General features: G+C 65.4%; 17 protein-coding genes and 1 pseudogene. 9 read left to right on the plus strand and 9 right to left on the minus strand.

All coding sequences use genetic code 11. From position 1 onward, the window contains the following. Positions 1-66: 66 nt before the first annotated feature. Positions 67-1,655: pseudogene (locus QFZ69_RS16755) on the minus strand (IS1634 family transposase). 98 nt (positions 1,656-1,753) lie between these two features. After that, positions 1,754-2,149: a hypothetical protein gene (locus QFZ69_RS16760; RefSeq protein WP_306912944.1), complete on the minus strand. Its 396-nt coding sequence runs from the start codon at positions 2,147-2,149 to the stop codon at positions 1,754-1,756. A gap of 144 nt (positions 2,150-2,293) precedes the next feature. Here QFZ69_RS16760 and QFZ69_RS16765 point away from each other — a divergent pair, with 144 nt between their 5' ends. Continuing rightward, positions 2,294-2,875, plus strand: coding sequence for a PadR family transcriptional regulator (locus tag QFZ69_RS16765; protein ID WP_306912945.1), 582 nt, complete (start codon positions 2,294-2,296; stop codon positions 2,873-2,875). A gap of 13 nt (positions 2,876-2,888) precedes the next feature. Here the strand turns inward: QFZ69_RS16765 and QFZ69_RS16770 are convergent, their stop codons facing one another. Both QFZ69_RS16770 and QFZ69_RS16775 read right to left on the minus strand, forming a co-directional pair. Beyond that, positions 2,889-3,272 (minus strand): hypothetical protein, encoded by a 384-nt coding sequence (locus tag QFZ69_RS16770; RefSeq protein ID WP_307000289.1) that lies wholly within the window; start codon positions 3,270-3,272, stop codon positions 2,889-2,891. A 92-nt stretch (positions 3,273-3,364) separates the two neighbouring features. Beyond that, on the minus strand, positions 3,365-3,781 hold the full coding sequence (locus tag QFZ69_RS16775) for an ester cyclase (protein WP_307000291.1): 417 nt from the start codon (positions 3,779-3,781) through the stop codon (positions 3,365-3,367). Between the two features lie 240 nt (positions 3,782-4,021). On the opposite strand from QFZ69_RS16775, the gene QFZ69_RS16780 reads away from it, so the two are divergent. Continuing rightward, on the plus strand, positions 4,022-4,162 hold the full coding sequence (locus tag QFZ69_RS16780) for a hypothetical protein (RefSeq protein WP_306912948.1): 141 nt from the start codon (positions 4,022-4,024) through the stop codon (positions 4,160-4,162). Here the strand turns inward: QFZ69_RS16780 and QFZ69_RS16785 are convergent. Together QFZ69_RS16785 and QFZ69_RS16790 are read right to left on the minus strand one after the other, a co-directional pair. Beyond that, positions 4,134-4,862 carry a hypothetical protein gene (locus QFZ69_RS16785; protein WP_306912949.1) on the minus strand — a complete coding sequence of 243 codons (729 nt, stop codon included), beginning with the start codon at positions 4,860-4,862 and terminating at the stop codon, positions 4,134-4,136. The genes QFZ69_RS16780 and QFZ69_RS16785 overlap by 29 nt on opposite strands. Positions 4,863-4,914: 52 nt before the next feature. Then, entirely contained in the window at positions 4,915-5,421 is a 507-nt protein-coding gene (locus QFZ69_RS16790) for a hypothetical protein (RefSeq protein WP_306912950.1), read from the minus strand. 421 nt (positions 5,422-5,842) lie between these two features. Here QFZ69_RS16790 and QFZ69_RS16795 point away from each other — a divergent pair, with 421 nt between their 5' ends. After that, positions 5,843-7,096, plus strand: a complete 1,254-nt coding sequence (locus QFZ69_RS16795; RefSeq protein WP_306912951.1) for a mechanosensitive ion channel family protein — start codon at positions 5,843-5,845, stop codon at positions 7,094-7,096. Positions 7,097-7,200: 104 nt separating this feature from the next. Next, positions 7,201-9,018: an alpha-glucosidase gene (locus QFZ69_RS16800; protein WP_306912952.1), complete on the plus strand. Its 1,818-nt coding sequence runs from the start codon at positions 7,201-7,203 to the stop codon at positions 9,016-9,018. A 427-nt stretch (positions 9,019-9,445) separates the two neighbouring features. Here QFZ69_RS16800 and QFZ69_RS16805 read toward each other — a convergent pair whose 3' ends face one another. Both QFZ69_RS16805 and QFZ69_RS16810 read right to left on the minus strand, forming a co-directional pair. Continuing rightward, positions 9,446-10,342, minus strand: coding sequence for a glycosidase (locus QFZ69_RS16805; RefSeq protein ID WP_306912953.1), 897 nt, complete (start codon positions 10,340-10,342; stop codon positions 9,446-9,448). A gap of 16 nt (positions 10,343-10,358) precedes the next feature. Then, positions 10,359-10,718, minus strand: coding sequence for a transporter associated domain-containing protein (locus QFZ69_RS16810; RefSeq protein ID WP_306912954.1), 360 nt, complete (start codon positions 10,716-10,718; stop codon positions 10,359-10,361). Between QFZ69_RS16810 and QFZ69_RS16815 the strand changes: the two genes are divergently transcribed. Further along, the gene (locus QFZ69_RS16815; RefSeq protein ID WP_306912955.1) at positions 10,717-11,007 is read left to right on the plus strand and encodes a hypothetical protein; all 291 of its coding nucleotides are present in this window, start codon (positions 10,717-10,719) and stop codon (positions 11,005-11,007) included. The two genes, QFZ69_RS16810 and QFZ69_RS16815, sit on opposite strands and share 2 nt — an antisense overlap. Before the next feature lie 56 nt (positions 11,008-11,063). Here the strand turns inward: QFZ69_RS16815 and QFZ69_RS16820 are convergent, their stop codons facing one another. Continuing rightward, the gene (locus QFZ69_RS16820; protein ID WP_306912956.1) at positions 11,064-11,729 is read right to left on the minus strand and encodes a metalloregulator ArsR/SmtB family transcription factor; all 666 of its coding nucleotides are present in this window, start codon (positions 11,727-11,729) and stop codon (positions 11,064-11,066) included. 86 nt (positions 11,730-11,815) lie between these two features. Between QFZ69_RS16820 and QFZ69_RS16825 the strand changes: the two genes are divergently transcribed. The 4 genes from QFZ69_RS16825 to QFZ69_RS16840 are packed head-to-tail and all read left to right on the plus strand — an operon-like array spanning position 11,816 to position 14,863. After that, on the plus strand, positions 11,816-12,034 hold the full coding sequence (locus tag QFZ69_RS16825) for a hypothetical protein (protein ID WP_306912957.1): 219 nt from the start codon (positions 11,816-11,818) through the stop codon (positions 12,032-12,034). 1 nt (position 12,035) lies between these two features. After that, complete coding sequence (locus tag QFZ69_RS16830) at positions 12,036-12,512, plus strand: hypothetical protein (RefSeq protein WP_306912958.1); 477 nt, start codon at positions 12,036-12,038, stop codon at positions 12,510-12,512. After that, the gene (locus tag QFZ69_RS16835) at positions 12,509-14,392 is read left to right on the plus strand and encodes a glycoside hydrolase family 15 protein (RefSeq protein ID WP_306912959.1); all 1,884 of its coding nucleotides are present in this window, start codon (positions 12,509-12,511) and stop codon (positions 14,390-14,392) included. The genes QFZ69_RS16830 and QFZ69_RS16835 overlap by 4 nt, the downstream gene beginning before the upstream one ends. Positions 14,393-14,395: 3 nt before the next feature. Further along, positions 14,396-14,863 (plus strand): DUF488 domain-containing protein, encoded by a 468-nt coding sequence (locus tag QFZ69_RS16840; RefSeq protein WP_306912960.1) that lies wholly within the window; start codon positions 14,396-14,398, stop codon positions 14,861-14,863. Positions 14,864-14,941 lie beyond the last annotated feature (78 nt).

The following is a 14,941-nucleotide window of genomic DNA, read 5'->3' on the forward strand; positions in this document are numbered from 1 at the left end:
CAGAGCAGGAGGCCAAGCGCGACAGTCACCGGGGTCCAGATCATCCCCTGACTCGTGCCAACTGGCTTAGTGACCTTCGCGGCCGAGTTCTGCGAGGAGGTTTTGGGCTTCCAACGGTATGTCGGGGTCGAGGGTCGGGCGTTGTCCGTTGAGTTCGATGGTCGCTGATCGGACTGCGCGTAGGGTCTGGACGATGCGCTTGATGGATGCCCCGGTGGCCTCCTGCAGATGGCGTGCGATGGCGAGGGCTGCGAACACGACGGTGAGGTGGGCTTCGATGGCCTCCCGCTGACGGTGGAACACGGGCCGGGCGCGTAGGTCGGATTTGGTCATGCGGAAGGAGGCCTCGACCTGCCAGAGGTCGTGGTAGGCGCTGATCACCGCGGTGCCGGGCATCTTGGTCTCGGGGAGGTTGGTGACGTAGCCCTTGAGGCCGGCGAGCTGGCGGGCGCGGTCGATGGTGGGCTGGTCGAGAGCCTTCTGGGCGCCGGTGACCTTGAGGAATCTGGCCTTCTTCAGCGGGGCCTTCCCGTCGGCGATGCGTTCGGCTTTGTCGATCATGAGGTTGATATTGCGGTTGTCCCGTTTGGCGCGCTTGAAGGAGTACTGGTAGACGATCCGGCGCTCCCGCGCGTTCTTGCCGGTGCCCATCACGCGCCTGGATTCGAGGATCTGCCCGTTTTCGAAGTAGTCCCCGCGGCGTTCGAAGTGCTCGGCGAGGTCGTAGGGGGCTTTGGTCAGGCGGGAGCCGACGATGAAGGAGAACCCGGCATCCTCGAGCGCGTTCAGGTTCCCCGCCGAGAGCATGCCCGCATCGGCCACCACGACCATGTCCGTCACGCCGTGGCGTTCTTGGAAGGCTTCCAGAACGGGGACGAGAGTGGTCGTCTCGGCCTTGTTGCCCTCGAACAGGTGCATCTCCAGCGGGAACCCGGCCGGGTCCACGAGAAGCCCGACCTGGACCTGCGGGTCGACGCGGTGCTCCTTGCTCATCCCGACCTTGCGCAGAGCGTCCTCGTCCTCGTTCTCGAAGTGGAGCGTGGTGACGTCGTAGAGCACCATGGCCGAGGTCCCGGTTGTTCGGACCGAGTGGGCCAGGCACGCCTTGGCCAGAGTGCCGCGGTAGTCCTGCTTGTTGCAGCGCTGCAGGCACCGGAAGACTGTACGCAGGGAGGGGGCAACCGCGCCGATCTCTTCCAGGACCCGGATGGTATCGGCCTTGGAGGTAGGCTCGACGATCCGGGCGAGTACCAGAGATCTGAACACGTCGTCTCCGACTGTGTCGAATCCCAGACGGGAGTACGCCTCGGTCAGGACGTTCCAGAGCAGCAGCGAAGCGGTCGCGACCACGCGCCCGCCTCCGGCCACGAGCCGTCGGCGGCCACCAGGGCTGGAGACCGGCATGGGCCCGGCCGTGGTCCAGTCGGCGACATCCTCGGTACTGGCCTGGATCGGGGCAGCGGGCCCAGATCCAACATCCCCTGGCCAGGATGTAGCCTCTCTCGCGCTAACTCCAGCAGCAGTTCCAACTCGGCGTCGGTGTGGGCCGAGCCCACATGGTCGATCTCAACGACCTGGCCACGATCCTCCGCCACGACCTGGACCGCGACGGCGCCCGAGGCCGTCCTAATCTTGCGCACGAACTGTGAAACCATCCTCCGAGGCTACTTCCCAGAGGTTCTTAGTAACCAAAAATGCCCTACCGGCAGCGAGAAACAGCAGGTCAGGGGCCTATTGACCCAAATTTGCGGTCCTAGTGGCACGAGTCAGGCCAGAGCAGGAGGCCAAGCGCGACAGTCACCGGGGTCCAGATCATCCGTTCAACCAAGGACGGGGACGCCAGGTTCATCAGGGCCCCCACCGCCATGAGCCCGGCCGTCCCGTACAGCACAGGCCGGCGCAGGGCCGTCGGGAGCAGGGATGTTCCGGCAGCCGCCGCCAGCAACAGGTATACCCCTGACGCCCCCGCGCTCGCGGTGCGGAAGGAATCCGGGAGCACCCCGGGGTTCCCTCCGCCGTAGGCCGCTGATCCCCACGGCGCCCCGAGGGCCAGAGCCGCCTGGAATCCGGCGACGCCAAGAAGGAGTACTGCTGCCGTCTTCCCGGCCGGGCCGGCCAGGCCCCTGCGTGCTGACTGAGAAGCTGCCACCGTGTTCATTTCCATTCCAGATCCCCTGTCTGCTGAGCGTGCCGCTACCGGCGGCCGAACGTGTATCTTCCAGATATAAACTATCTGGAAGATACACTAGTCTCGATGGACCATCTTGGCTAACACTTCTACGAAGGAGTACCGATGGCGCGCTCGGACCAGACCCAGACAGCTGTTCTGGGCGCCCTGAGCATTATGCCGATGTCCGGCTACGCGCTCCGGGAAGAAATCAAGAACACCCTGGGACATTTTTGGAGCGAGAGCTTCGGCCAGATCTATCCCGCTCTGGCGGAACTCCAGCGCGCCGGGCTCGTCGAACGCCGGGACGACGCCGCAGGCCGTTCCTCGAGCTATGACATCACCCCGGCCGGCACGGCCCGGCTTCGGGAACTGCTTGCCGAACCGCCGCAGCCGAACAAGCCCCGAAACGGTGTGCTCCTGCGTCTCTTCTTCGGCCGGCAGCTCGGTCCGGATGCCTGCCGTCGGCTTGTGCTCGAAGCGCAGGCCCAGGCCGAAACGCAACTAGCGGCCATGCGGGAGGCCCGGACCGAGCTGGCGGGAGGCAAGCTTGGGGACAACAATCCCTATGCCCTGATCACCGTTTCGGCGGGCGAACGCTCCGCCCGGGCCACGATCGACTGGGCCAGGGACGCCCTGGCCATCCTCGACGCCCTCGACGTTCTCGACGAGGAGCCTGTTACTTCCCCGCCGGCCACTGGGACGTGATCAGCTTCTCTAGCTAGGGGCCGGTCAGGAAGTTCCAGATCGCCTCGGCGATCGGCTTGGCCTGGGTCCAACGCAGGTAGTCACCGCCCGCCAGTGGGACAATCTCGTGGCGTTGGACGTTTGTCAGCAGCTCCTCAAGGGCGGCAGCCTTGGCCGGCTCCCCCGGTCGTCCGGCGCCAGGCGCCAGGCGCCAGGCCAGCACCGGCAGCCCGTCGGGATAGCAGGCCCCTCCGAGAGCCGCGGCATTGTTCCCGATTCGGGCGGTCTCGTCAGCGACGGCCTGATTGCCCAGGTTCCAGCTCGTCATCAGGCGCATGCGTTCCCGTTCGTCGGCCGTGAACGCGTTCCCGACGGGTTCCACGAGCCCAGGGGGCCCTGCCACAACTGTGCGGCCCACACTCGTAACTGGCTATGCGGGCAGGCCCAGTACCGAACGGCACCACGAGCTGGGAATCGCCGACGGGCAGGGACAAGGCCTGCGCCTCAGGTTCAGGGCTTGGACAGGGATTCAGGGAGCAGGCCGAGTTGTCCCAGGAACTCCATCTGGTCAAAGTAGAAGTTGTGAGTTGTGATCAGGCCCCCTTCGACGTGGGCGATGTCGCAACTTCTCACCCTGATGCTTTTGCCCGTGGGAGGTAGGCTTTCCCCGGATGGCAGGGGCAGCGGTCCGGTGTTCGTTCCAACGACAAAGCCCTCATCGATCGCCACATTTCCGGCCTCATACTTCTGCGCATACTCATAGCTGATATCCGGGAACGATTCCCCGAATTGCGACAGGTAGTTGCTGATTGCTTCCGGCCCGACAAGCTCGCCCTCTTCAGGGGTGAAAGCCACCGCATCAGCCGCGTAGCAGGCTGCCTGTGTCTCTTTGTCTCTCGCCATCACTGCAGTGGTTAAGCGGTCCATTACTTCGCGCGCCTGTCCCATTTTTCGACCTCCGTCTATTGGCGGCCTCACGGAAAGGTCAGGCCGCTCCATGGCTTGGCTTCTGTTCAAACAGAAGCGGGTTCAAGTACACGCCGGGCAGGGAGGAGTGTCAATGGCTCCAGCATGGGCACGAAGTGTCCCCTGACATGGAGCACTTCGCTGGCGTTAGCTAGCGTTACAGCGAGTTAGTGGGCCTTGAACGGTGCCAGAATCTAGGCTGTGGCGCAATCCCTTTCGGCCGACGAACGCTCCGCCCGGGCCACGATCGGCTGGGCCAGGGACGCCCTGGCCGTCCTCGACGCCCTCGACGACGTTCTCGACGAGGAGCCCCTTACTTCCCCGCCGGCCGCAGGGACGTGATCATCTTCCGGATGTCCTGGTACTCGGGCGTCGCAGCGTAGAGCCTCGCCTTTTTTAGGTACGGCAGGGACGGGTCGCCCGGCGTCGTGTTGTTCTCCGGGTTGTAGGCCGCCCCGAACAAGGCGCCGCTTGGCGACCAGAGGAACAGGTGGAACATGGGGCAGGCCGTGCTGCCGGTTTCTTCCGGCACCAGGGTGATTCCGTAACCGGCGATGGTGGGCGGTGCCGCCACCGGAGCCGTGCCATCTCCCCGAGCTTCGAAGACGAAGCGGGGTACCGGGGCGTCGGCGGCACCGTCCTCGGCCAGCGCCTGCAGCGGTTCCGAATCGAACACCACGAACGGGTACCGCTCCGTGCACTGCGCCCCGGTGACGATGTTGGTCCGCAGGCTGGCCATCGGCTTACCGGCCTCGTTGACCACATCCACGAACTCCCCTTCGAGGGGCATCTCCCCGGCGGGGTCCCGGACACTCCAGCGAGCGGGAAAATCGAAGGACAGCCCGCCGTCCGACGTCGTGAAGGTCTTCAAGCCCGACGACGGCGTAGCCGCCGCGGTGCCCGACCCCGACGACGACGCGGTGGAGGGCGCCTTGGTATCGGGCGCCGCCGACGAGGCCGGCGGCAGCGGGACCGGCTCGACCGGCGAACTGCAGGACAACAGCATCAGCGCGAGGCCCAGGGCGGCGGATACCGCGGCCACTGGCCTACTTGCCCCCATCATTGCGCCTGCCGTCCGGCCGGCAGCCGCTCGGCTACTTTCCCGCCGGCCGGAGCGAGGTGATCATCTTCCGGATGTCCTTGTACTCGTCTGTCTCGGTATAGGCCTCCGGGGTGTCCACGTTCGGCGGGTTTCCGGGCGTTGTGTCGAACGGATCGTAGACGCCGCCGAACATCGCCCCACTCGGCGGCCAGGTGAAGAAGTGGAAGATGGGGCAGGCTGTGGGCCCGGAGGGTTCGGGGGCGGAGGTGATCCCGTAGGCCAGGGGGTTCGACTCCGCAGCGTCCGTGGAGGTGGGATTGGCGCGGCCTTCGAATACATAGCGGGGCGTCTGGCCCGCCTGCTCCAGAGCCGGCAGGTCCTCGGAATCAATGAGCGAATACGGATACTTCTCGAGGCATTCGGATCCGGTGACCATGTTGGTCCGCAAGGTAGCGATCGACTTCCCGGTTTCACCCAGGACCTCCACGAAGACGCCGCCCGGGGCGGCTTCTGCTGCGCGGTCCTTGATCGACCACTCGGCCGGGTAGTCGAACGTCAACTGGCTGTCCGGCGTCGTGAAGTTCTTCCAGTCCGACGACGCGGGATCCGACGAAGGCGCCGACGCCGCAGTGCCGGAAGGGGTGGACGTAGCCGGCGCAGAGCTTGCTGTGGCCGGCGGCGCGGGCGGCGAAGTGGTAGCCGGAGCTGTACCGGGAGGAGCGCACGCCGCGAGCAAGACGGCTGTACAGAACGCAACAGACACAGCCCGGCGGGATGATCCAATTCGGCGCATATGGCCCTCCCCCTGGGATGCAAGTGGTTCGACAATTCTCGTTTCTTCAGGTGTGAAAAATAGGGTCTTTAGACCCCGTGCGGGAGACCGTTCGAGTTCAGCATGCCGGGCATGCCCGGCGTGACGCTTCCCACGCTGGCACGGCATCGATTTCAGTTGCCACCGGAAGCTTGCTAGAGCTTAAGTAATGCAAGAGTTCCTGACCCCCGCGATCCCGTTCCTGGCCATGGCCTTCGCCGTGATTGCCGGACTCGTCCTGTCCTGGCTGGTACGCCGGGTTGTGCTCCGGCTCAACCGCGGGAAGCCCGAGCTGCGGGAGACCTCCCGCGTGGCACGGCTGCCGTTGCGCTTTGCGCTCTGCCTGATCGGCGTTCGGATTGCCCTGGCCACGACCACCGAGGATGTCGAGTGGCGCCGCAACGTGGACCATCTGCTCGTCATCGCCCTGATCGCCTCGGTGGCTTGGCTGTCCATCGCCCTGCTGCTCATCATCGAGATGATGGTGCTGACCCGCTACCGGGTGGATGTGGCGGACAACCGGCGCGCCCGGCGGCTCCGCACCCAGGTGATCCTTGCCCGGCGGATCGGTGTCGCCCTGATCGCCGTGGTGGCTCTGGGCAGCATGATGCTGACGTTCCCGGCGATCCAAGCCCTCGGCGCCGGGCTGCTGGCCTCCGCGGGGGTTCTCTCGATTGTGGCCGGCCTCGCCGCGCAAACCTCCCTGGTCAACGTCTTCGCCGGAATCCAACTCGCCTTCACGGACGCCATCCGGGTGGACGACGTCGTGGTGGTGCAGAAGGAATGGGGCCGCATCGAAGAGATCACCCTGACCTACGTGGTGGTCCATATCTGGGACGACCGTCGACTGATCCTGCCCTCGACGTACTTCACCACAACGCCGTTCGAGAACTGGACCCGTCGCCAATCCGAGGTCATGGGCACCGTGGAGTTCGACCTCGACTGGCGTGCCCCCGTCGAAGCGATGCGCGCCGAGCTGAAGAAGGTCCTGGCGGGCACGGAACTGTGGGACGAACGCGTGGGCATCCTGCAGATCACGGACGCCACGTCCGGCTTTGTCCGGGTCCGGATCCTGGTCAGCGCCGCGGACAGCGCCTCGCTTTTTGACCTGCGCTGCCTCATCCGGGAAGAACTCGTGCTGTTCCTGCAGCAGGACCACCCCACCGCGCTCCCGCATGTACGCCTCGAATCGCTGCCCTCCCCCGCCGCCACGCCGGGCATGCCGGACGCCTCCGGAGCTCCCGCCGGGTCCAGGCGCCCGGGCAAGGCGTCCGCCGCCGAGCACACCCGGCACCCGGCGGACCCGCACGATTCGCAGCTGTTCACCGGATCCATCGAGGCAGTCCAGCGTTCCCGGGCCTTCTCCGGCCCCGGTGACGACGTTTTCGAAGACCGCGACAAAACCATCGCCGCGCAGAACTAAGAAGGGGTCTTCCCAGCCTGCGCCAACTGTTCGATAATCAGACGTTGGCGAGGCGGCCGCGGCGCTGCCCGCGACAGCCTGCCGGTCCAGCTGAGGAGCCCCACATGACGGTCCACCAAGCACCTGCCGAGGTGCACGAGGCAGCCGGCCGCGACTGGTTCCAGAGCGCCGTCGTCTACCAGATCTATCCGCGCAGCTTTGCCGATTCCGACGGCGACGGCGTCGGCGACCTGCGCGGCATCATCAGCAAGCTGGACTACCTTCACCGGCTCAGCGTCGACGTCGTCTGGCTCTCGCCGGTCTACACCTCACCGCAGGATGACAACGGCTACGACATCAGTGACTACCGCAACGTGGATCCGCTCTTCGGGACCCTCGAGGACCTGCAGGAACTCACCGACGGCCTCCACGTGCGGGGCATGAAGCTGGTCATGGACCTCGTGGTCAACCACACCTCCGACGAGCACCCCTGGTTCATGGAATCCCGCTCCTCAAAGGACAACCCGAAGCGGGACTGGTATTGGTGGCGGCAACCCCGGGAAATTTCTGCCCGGTCCTCCCAGCGAGGCGAAGGCGCGGAACCGAACAACTGGGGCTCGGCGTTTTCCGGACCTGCCTGGGAGTTCGACCAGGCCACCGGCGAGTACTACCTGCACATCTTCTCGAAGAAGCAGCCGGACCTGAACTGGGAAAACCCCGAGGTCCGGACCGCGGTCTACGACATGATGAACTGGTGGCTGGACCGCGGCATTGACGGGTTCCGGATGGACGTCATCAACTTCATCTCCAAGGACATCGCCCTCCCGGACGGGCCCATCGCCGATGGCAAGCTCTACGGCGACGGCACCCCCTTCTACATCAATGGCCCCCGCATCCACGAGTTCCTGCAGGAGATGCACCGCGAGGTCTTCGCCGGCCGCAGCGGCCAGTTGCTGGCGGTCGGCGAAATGCCCGGCGTGACGGTGGAGGAAGCCATCCTGTTCACGGATCCCGCGCGCGCCGAGGTGGACATGGTGTTCCAGTTCGAGCATGTGGCCCTGGACCAGGAAGACGGCAACAAGTGGCGGCCGAAGAAGCTCAAACTCACCGAGCTGAAGCGCACCCTGGGCCGCTGGCAGGAGGGCCTGGCCGAGCGGGGCTGGAACAGCCTGTACTGGGGCAACCATGACCAGGCCCGCGCCGTGTCGCGCTTCGGCCATGACGGCCACTACCGCGAACTCTCCGCCAAGATGCTCGCCGGCATCCTGCACCTGCACCGGGGCACGCCCTACGTCTACCAGGGCGAGGAACTCGGCATGACCAACATGACGTTCGGCGCGATCAGCGACTACCGCGACATCGAGGTCCTCAACCACCACCGCGAAGCGACCACCCACCTCGGCCACACCGACGCCGAAGTGCTCGCCGCGCTCGCGCCGCTAAACCGGGACAACGCCCGGACCCCGGTCCAGTGGGATGCCTCGCGCCATGCCGGGTTCACCACCGGCGCGCCGTGGATCGCCGTCAACCCGAACGCCAACCACATCAACGCCGCCGCCCAGGTGGACGACCCCGACTCGGTCTACAGCTTCTACCGCACGGTGATTGAACTGCGGCACGCTGAGCGTGCGGTCTCGCATGGGAATTTCACCATGCTGCTGCCCGACGACGAGCACGTCTACGCGTTCACACGGTCGCTCAGGAGTCCCGCAGAGACCAGGGAGCTGCTGGTGCTGGGCAACTTCTCCGGGGAGGAACACGCCGCGGAGCTCAGTGATGAAAGTTGGGGCGGAGCCGAACTGATACTCGGGAATTACCCGCCCGACGGCGGCGCTTCCGCGGCCGCTTCCGGTGCTGCTTCCGGTGCTGCTTCCTACGGCGGCCGGCTGCGCCTGCGGCCCTGGGAACTCAAGGTTCTGCGCCGCAGAACCGAAGCGCAATGACAGACCCCACTGGTCAGCGCCTGATCCACTGACCCGGACCGCAAAATAAGAGGGAGCCCAGCATGACCATTCCACCGCCACGCGAACCTGAACCGTTCCCGCCGGATCCCGGACCCACGACGCCGCAGCCCGAGCCGGGGGACCCTTTTCCCCCGGAGCCGGGCCCGCCCACACCACCGCCGCCGATTCCGGAGCCGGGGCCGTCACCGGCGCCGGGGCCGTTCCCGGCGCCCGGGCCGCTTCCGATTCCGGACCCCGGGCCGGTGCCGCCTGGCCCTGACCCGACACGGTTCTAGGGGAGCTCAGCCAGCAGCGGGCAGGTTCACGACGCAAATTGCGGCCCGCGACGCGCAAATGACCCCTCGACGCCGGAATTCCGTTGTCGAGGGGTCATTGGCGCGTCGCCAGGACGATATGGTGTCGGTGCCTACGGCAGGATGATGTCGCGGGTCCGGTGATCGTAGTGGATGACTAGGACGCCGCCGCCGTGATGCACCTCGTGGTTGGGCCCGTCGAATTCCCCGTACGCGCCGTAGTTTTCATCCCAGGAGCGGTTCAAGGCGATCTTGAACCTGTAGAAGCCGGCCGGAAGATCCGCCGCGATCTTCCACAGCTGGTCCACCTCGTCCAGTTCCATCTGCGATTCGTCGTACTGCGGAGCCCAGTTGGCGGGTGCACCCAGCAGGATGTTGAAGTCACCGGCAACGGCAACGGCCTCCGGCTGCTCGATGGTTTCGGTGCTGAGTGCGGGAGCCTCGGGGGCGGCGGCGGTGGCAGCGGACGGAGCAGGAGCTTCAGCGGCGCCGGGCTTCTTCTCAGCTGTCTTGCGCTTCCGCACGGCCTTCGTGACCGGGGCGACGGCGTCTTCGATCAGCTTGGCGGCCTTGCCGGCCACCTTCGCGGCCTTCGACGGCGGCTCCTCCGCGGAAGCGGCCTTCACCGCAGGCTTGCCGGCGGGAGCAGCCGGCAGGGGCGTGCCGGCTGGAACCGGAGTGCCGGCGTCGAGCGCTGCGGCGAAAGCAGCCGGCTCGGCGAAGGCGACCGTGGCCCGCTGGCCATCCTCGGTGATCGACCAGCCGGACCGGCCCTTGACCAGCCAGCCGGCCTTGACCAGCTTTGCGGTGGCGGTGGTCAGCGTCTTGTGGCCGCGGGGAATGCCGCCGCTTAGCAGTTCACGTTCATGGTCATTGAGCGGCACCTGCTCGATCGCTTCGCCCAATACGGCTCCGGCGTTGAGTTTTTCACCCGTCCACACCCCCTCTGCCAAGACATCCAGCACGGCTTTGAGCCGAAGGTTGGTGTTTTCCGCGGTGTTCGCGCCCATGGGTCTCCTTTAGAAGCTATTGATCCACCTGCATCTTGCCAAGAATGTGGGCGTTTTCGCGAGTGGAATCGGTTAACTTTGTGTGTCGTGACCCACTATGACGGAACCATGTCGTCGCCGTTGGCTTCCATGCCGGACCGATTGCCGTCAGCACCTGGCCAGATATCTTCACTCTGTCACCGGTTTCGGACAGGCAACCCAACCGGTCGATGACGAAGCCGGCCACCGTCGCGTAATGACCATCTGGCAACTGCGTGCCCGCCACCGACTCGAATTCCTGCAGGATCAGGCCGCCGTCGACGTCGACCGATCCATTGGTGACTCTGAGGCAATCCTCGTGGTCGGCGCCGGCGTCTTGGGCGTACGCTTCTGACATGGAAGCTCAGTTTGAGGTTGAGGCGTTAATCGAGCACGAGTATCTGGTGCGTACCCAGGCCGAGGGGGAAGTGATCGAGTCCAGGTTCAGAGTCGATCCCGGCGTGCTTGAACAACTGGAGCTGGAGGGCGCCGACGAGCGGCAGGTGGTCAGGCAGACGGCGGTGTTTCTGGCCACCCATCAACCGATCATCGATTTCCCGCCCATGCTGGATCTGGCCGACGTCATCGCAAGCTACGACGACTACCCCGAGCGGCTGCGGCGGCAGTTGGCAGCGGAATCTGGGTAAACTCCCGGCACCTCTGTATCGCAGTTCTGCCCCTGCGCCTTAAGCTGCGGTGCCGCTCATTCCGTCACGGCGGTTAGCCGGGCGCAGCAGGCTGAACTCTCGGGCGCTGGCTCGATCCGGTGTTGAGTGTCGTTGCATCCGTCCAGCGTTCCCTGCAGGAGGGCGGCATTGAGACCGCAGACGACCTGAGTATGGTCCCTGGAGAGACGGTGGAAGGGGCAGTTGCCTAAAGCCAGTCCCTGTCCGTCGGTCTCGGGTTCAAACCCGTTGTCGGACAGGGCTTGCTCGATGTTTCCTGCGCGGAGTCCTAGTCTTTGGCCTTCGTTGTAGGCAACCGCGCGAAGGGCTTCCTCGACAGGTTCTCCGGTCGCGACGGATGCTTCTATCGCGGAGGCGAGCAAACGGGCTGCGAGTTCGTATTCGCGCGCGGGAATGGAAACGCTGACCTCATCAAGTGCGGGTTTGTACAGCTTGGTCGGCCTTCCGGATCCCGGACCCGTCCGCGTGCCCAACTTTCTGCTTTCCGTTTCCAGCAACCCCTCACGGACCATCCTCTCCAGGTGAAAGGATGCGGTGCTCGGAGCGAGGTTCAGTGTCCGCACCAGCTGATCCCGGGAGAGTGGAACCGTGCTGCGTATCAGCGCCCGGTAAAGAGAGCGCCTTACAGGATCCGCCAGCGTGGCGACGTCGGGGCTGTGCGGTGAAATCGACGAAGAATCCATGGGCAAATTCAACCACCTCCAAGAGGACTTGACGCAACCAAGTATACGTTCTAAATTCAAGATACCCAACTTTAGAATAGGGCATCATGTTATCCCCTCAGTATCAGGACCGGCAGCGCCAGTACACCGACCCAACTGATGAACTGGACCAGCTTGACCTTAAGCGCGGCGCGCCTGCAGGCATCGATGTTGACGGGGCGCAGGCGGCCATCGCAGGTTTGCTGGTCGCTCACCACCCGTTGCCGTTCCGGGGCGTGGCGCGTATCGATTACCTGCGTTTGGCGAAAGCACCCTCGGGCAGTTGAGATGGACTGGCAAGGCTGGGCTCTCTTTGGTCTTCTGGCCACCGGCGCGCTGACTGCCGTGATGATTGCAGCACAAATGGCCGGTTGGACACGCCTTGACCTGCCGTTGGTGCTTGGCACCCTGCTGACCCCGGACCCGGACCGGGCACGAATCGCGGGTTTCTTTATCCACCTTGCCGCCGGCCAGGTATTCGCCCTGGGATACGCCGCAACATTTGCCCTCCTGGACCAGGCAACCTGGTGGATCGGGGCATTGCTTGGGCTGCTCCACGTCGCCGTCGCGCTGACGGTCATCCTTCCCCTGCTGCCCGGCGCCCACCCCCGCATGGCCTCGACCAGGGCAGGGCCCGCCAACAGAGCTGTGCTGGAACCCCCTGGCCTGCTGGGCCTGAACTACGGCATTCAGACACCCGCGGTCGCCATCGTCGCCCACCTGGTCTATGGCACAGTTCTCGGAATGCTCCTGAGGGCGTCATGAGAACACACCGCAGAACACACGAAACCGAAAGCGGCGAAAAGGTTTCCGCCGCCGCCCGGGGCTGGGAGCCCTCGCCCATCGCGGACTATGGGTTGCTGGGCGACACCCGCACCGCGGCCCTGATCTCCGCCGCCGGCGCCGTGGACTGGCTCTGCGCCCCCACGTTCGACGGCGAGCCTGTTTTCGGTGCGCTCCTGGGCGGCGCCGAAGCAGGGACCTTTGTGGCCGGGCCGGCCCTTCCTGCACGAATGCTATCCCGCCGCTACCGCCCCCACAGCGCAACCCTGGAAACAATCTGGTCATCCGGCGAAGGCCGGCTCATCCTCACCGAAGCCATGGTCGCTGAAGTCGCCGGCCAGCTGCTTCCGACGACAGTTCTGATCCGACGCCTCTCGGCAGAAGGTTCATCCGTGCGGGCCGTCATCGACTTTGACCCCAGGCTGGGCGAACAGCACCGCCGGCCGCGAGTCCGCCGCGGGCGGGACCTGGTCTACGAATGGGGCCCGCTGGCCCTGTCCCTGGGCTGCAGCCCGGCCTTGGCACTGCAGCCGGGCCAGCAGCTATTCGTGACCGTATTGCCCGGCCAGCCTGTGACGCTCGTACTGGCGGTGGCGTACGGGGAACCGCTCATTCACCTCGATCCGGAATCAGCCTGGGACCTGGCCGAGGCCGACGAGGCCCGCTGGCGCGAATGGACAGCGGAGGTTGATCAACGAATTCCGTTCCGCGAACCGGTCCTCCGGAGCCTGCTCACACTGCGGCTGCTGACCTATTCGCCCTCGGGCGCACCGGTGGCGGCACCCACCACCTCCCTGCCCGAGCATGTGGGCGGTATACGCAACTGGGATTACAGATACGCCTGGCCGCGGGACGCCAGTATCGGCGTCGGGTCCTTCCTGGGTGCCGGCAAATCCGCTGAAGCGCGCAAATTCCTCGGCTGGCTGTTGCACGCCAGCAGGCTTGAGCGGCCCCGCCTGCCGGCCCTGTTGACCCTGACCGGAGGACATGTTCCCCGGGAACGTACGCTCCACGGCTGGCCAGGGTATGCGAACAGCACGCCGGTCCGGACCGGTAACGGCGCCGCCCATCAACACCAGCTTGACGGCTACGGCTGGGTCCTGGACGCGGCCTGGGTGCTGGTGAACGACGGACACCGGCTCTATTCAGAGACCTGGCGGGCCATGCGCGGCTTCACTGACCTGGTGGCCCGGCGATGGCAGGAGCCCGATGCCGGGATATGGGAGATCCGTGCCGACGCCGCCCAGCATGTGCACTCCAAAATGATGGGCTGGCTCACCTTGGACAGGGCGCTCCGGATCGGCCAGACCCATCACCTTCGCCCACGGCAGCAACGGCGATGGCAGACAGCCAGGGACAATATCGCCGACGAGATCAAGACCAAGGGCTTCGACCCGGTCAGGAACACCTACACCCGCATCTACGGATCCTCCGACCTGGACGCCGCACTGCTCGTCCTGCCCATCATCGGCCTCGAAGAGGCCGGCTCGGAACGCGTCAAAGGAACCGTAGACGTCATCCGCGAGGAGCTGTCCGCCGGCTTTCCACTCCTCTACCGGTATCCGCCAGGGAAGGACGGGCTGCCCGGAGTTGAAGGGGCATTTTTGCCCTGCTCGTTCTGGCTGGTTCAGGCCCTCGCACACACCGGCCGGCACTCCGAAGCCAGCGAACTCTTCGAAGCGCTCCTGGACAAGGCCAACCAGCTGGGCCTCTACAGCGAAGAAATCGATCCGGCTACCGGCGCCCTTCTGGGCAACTTCCCACAAGCCCTGACTCATGCCGCACTCGTCCAGGCAGCGCTTGCCCTCCGCGACACTCGGACCATGGGCGGTGAAGATGCCACAGGCCGTGCACAACCGTGAACCATGTCCGACAAGGAACTCGCAGCGGACGGCCACCACCACGCCGTCCGCGAAAGGAGAGACACCCTAATGGCCACCCGACATGAAGTGAAAGTACGGCGCATCTATGAAGACCCCTTGGAAACGGACGGCACGCGTATCCTCGTGGACCGCCTCTGGCCGCGTGGCCTAAGCAAGGAAAAGGCGCACTTCGACGAATGGTGCAAAGCGGTAGCCCCATCAGCTGAGCTGCGCAAGTGGTACGGCCACGACCCTGGCCTCTTCGAAGATTTCAGCCGGCGCTATCGCAGAGAGCTCAAAGAACCTGAGCCTGCAGCCGCCCTTTCCCGGCTCCGAAGCCTGGCCGGTCAGGGTCCATTGACGCTGCTAACGGCCACAAGGGAACCCGCCATCAGTGAGGCGGCAGTACTGTGCGCACTGATCCGAGAGAGCCTCCAGCGGCCGGTTTCCGGACATGGCCCTTCTCGCTAAGGAACCAACCAGGACCAGACACAGACCGGCCTGCATTTCAGCGCGACCAGCGCTATAGAGGCGCTAGAGCGCCGGCCT

The sequence above is a fragment of the Arthrobacter sp. V1I7 genome (assembly GCF_030817015.1).
In the GTDB taxonomy this organism is placed as follows: domain Bacteria; phylum Actinomycetota; class Actinomycetes; order Actinomycetales; family Micrococcaceae; genus Arthrobacter.

Coding starts and splice junctions, on each gene's coding strand:
- QFZ69_RS16795 (WP_306912951.1), top strand. CDS start 5,843: ATGCAAGAGTTCCTGACCCCCGCGATCCCGTTCCTGGCCATGGCCTTC.
- QFZ69_RS16830 (WP_306912958.1), top strand. CDS start 12,036: ATGGACTGGCAAGGCTGGGCTCTCTTTGGTCTTCTGGCCACCGGCGCG.
- QFZ69_RS16765 (WP_306912945.1), top strand. CDS start 2,294: ATGGCGCGCTCGGACCAGACCCAGACAGCTGTTCTGGGCGCCCTGAGC.
- QFZ69_RS16815 (WP_306912955.1), top strand. CDS start 10,717: ATGGAAGCTCAGTTTGAGGTTGAGGCGTTAATCGAGCACGAGTATCTG.
- QFZ69_RS16840 (WP_306912960.1), top strand. CDS start 14,396: ATGTCCGACAAGGAACTCGCAGCGGACGGCCACCACCACGCCGTCCGC.
- QFZ69_RS16810 (WP_306912954.1), bottom strand. CDS start 10,718: ATGTCAGAAGCGTACGCCCAAGACGCCGGCGCCGACCACGAGGATTGC.
- QFZ69_RS16820 (WP_306912956.1), bottom strand. CDS start 11,729: ATGGATTCTTCGTCGATTTCACCGCACAGCCCCGACGTCGCCACGCTG.
- QFZ69_RS16825 (WP_306912957.1), top strand. CDS start 11,816: ATGTTATCCCCTCAGTATCAGGACCGGCAGCGCCAGTACACCGACCCA.
- QFZ69_RS16805 (WP_306912953.1), bottom strand. CDS start 10,342: ATGGGCGCGAACACCGCGGAAAACACCAACCTTCGGCTCAAAGCCGTG.
- QFZ69_RS16835 (WP_306912959.1), top strand. CDS start 12,509: ATGAGAACACACCGCAGAACACACGAAACCGAAAGCGGCGAAAAGGTT.
- QFZ69_RS16775 (WP_307000291.1), bottom strand. CDS start 3,781: ATGGACCGCTTAACCACTGCAGTGATGGCGAGAGACAAAGAGACACAG.
- QFZ69_RS16800 (WP_306912952.1), top strand. CDS start 7,201: ATGACGGTCCACCAAGCACCTGCCGAGGTGCACGAGGCAGCCGGCCGC.